Genomic DNA, 1,327 nt, shown 5'->3' with positions numbered 1-1,327 from the left:
TGGGCTGTGTCAAATTTTGTGGACGGGTAAACCCGTTGTGTTTGGTTGTGGGGGTTAGGCTGCGGCGGCGTGTGTGTCGGCGCAGCGGGTTTTGAATTGGCGCATTGCTTCGGCGGGGATCAGCCCGGTGGTGGAGTGGATGCGGCGGCGGTTGTAGTACGCCTCGATCCAGTGTCCGACTTCGTAGCGGGCGTCGAACTTCGACGCGAACTGCTTCTTTTCGTACAGCAGATGCAGCTTCAACGTGGAAAACATCGACTCCGCAACCGCGTTGTCCCAGCACACACCGACCGCGCCGGTGCTTAAACGCACATCGAGTTTCTTGGCTGTTTGCGCGAACTGCTTCGAGGTGTACTGCGAGCCGCGGTCGGAGTGAAACACCGCGTTGCCCGCGACGAAACCGGCCGCGTGCGCCATGGTCAGCGCGTCGACGACAAGTTGCGCACTCATCCGGTCTGCGATCTGCCACCCGACAACCATCCGTGTGCTCAGATCGATCACGACGGCCAGATACATCCATCCCTGCGCGGTGCGCAGGTAGGTGATGTCGCCGCACAGATAGGTTGTCGGCATCGCGGGGTAGAAACGGCGCCGAAGCAGATCAGCTCGTGCGCTCGCCTGCGGGTCTTGGATCGTGGTGCGTTTAAACGCGCGACGGTACTTGGTGTGCAGCGTGTTGTCAGCCATGATCTTTCGCACCGCATACAGCGTGGTTGCAACGTTTTGGGCCTGAAGCTGCCGGTAGATAGTGCGCGCCCCGGCAAAACCGTTGTGCTCGTTGAAGATCTCGATAACCAGATCGGTAATCGCCGCGCGTTTCGCCCGCGGTGTGCCACCGGCCGGCGGAGTATCTCTACGCTTGCGCCAGGCGTAATAGCCGGAGCTGGATACTTCCAACACACGGCACATCATTGACACTGGGTAGCGGGGGCAGGGGTTGCCTTCTTCGTGGAAGTGGGCAATTACCGCGAAGAGGTCCTCGTGGTGTGCTCCGTGGCGAAGAAGGCGGCCGCTTTTTTTAAAAACTCGTTTTCACGCTCGAGCTCTTTGATCCGCTTTGCCATCTCTGCCGGGTCCTGCGACGCGGCATCAGCAGCGCGCATGTGGCTGCCGGAACCAGTGCCCAAGGTGCCTTCGGCTTTGGCCACCCAGCGTCCCAACGACGAGGACGACACCCCGTACTCCTGGGCCACGGCACCACGAGTCTTGCCGAACATCAACACCTCATCAATGCACTGCTGACGAAACTGATCCGAATACTTACGTGGCATGATTTAATCCTTCCAGACCGGTGGGTTTCACCGTCCACCGGAATCATGACACCCCA

General features: G+C 59.8%; 1 protein-coding gene and 1 pseudogene. Both read right to left on the bottom strand.

What is annotated here, in order from left to right; translation table 11 throughout:
- Positions 1 to 54 precede the first annotated feature (54 nt).
- Positions 55 to 969: pseudogene (locus tag HMPREF3167_RS07100) on the bottom strand (IS3 family transposase); the annotation flags it as partial.
- Entirely contained in the window at positions 963 to 1,271 is a 309-nt protein-coding gene (locus HMPREF3167_RS07095) for a transposase (protein WP_070422110.1), read from the bottom strand. The gene HMPREF3167_RS07095 and the pseudogene HMPREF3167_RS07100, both read right to left, overlap by 7 nt.
- Positions 1,272 to 1,327 lie beyond the last annotated feature (56 nt).

Source organism: Trueperella sp. HMSC08B05, from assembly GCF_001808405.1.
GTDB classification, from domain to species: Bacteria; Actinomycetota; Actinomycetes; order Actinomycetales; family Actinomycetaceae; genus Trueperella; species Trueperella bernardiae.
The sequence above is the reverse complement of the archived record's forward strand: the minus strand, read 5'-3'. Positions and strand labels throughout refer to the sequence as shown.

Bases quoted from the DNA above. Each gene is read 5' to 3' on its own strand.
- HMPREF3167_RS07095 (WP_070422110.1), bottom strand. From the start codon at position 1,271: ATGCCACGTAAGTATTCGGATCAGTTTCGTCAGCAGTGCATTGATGAG.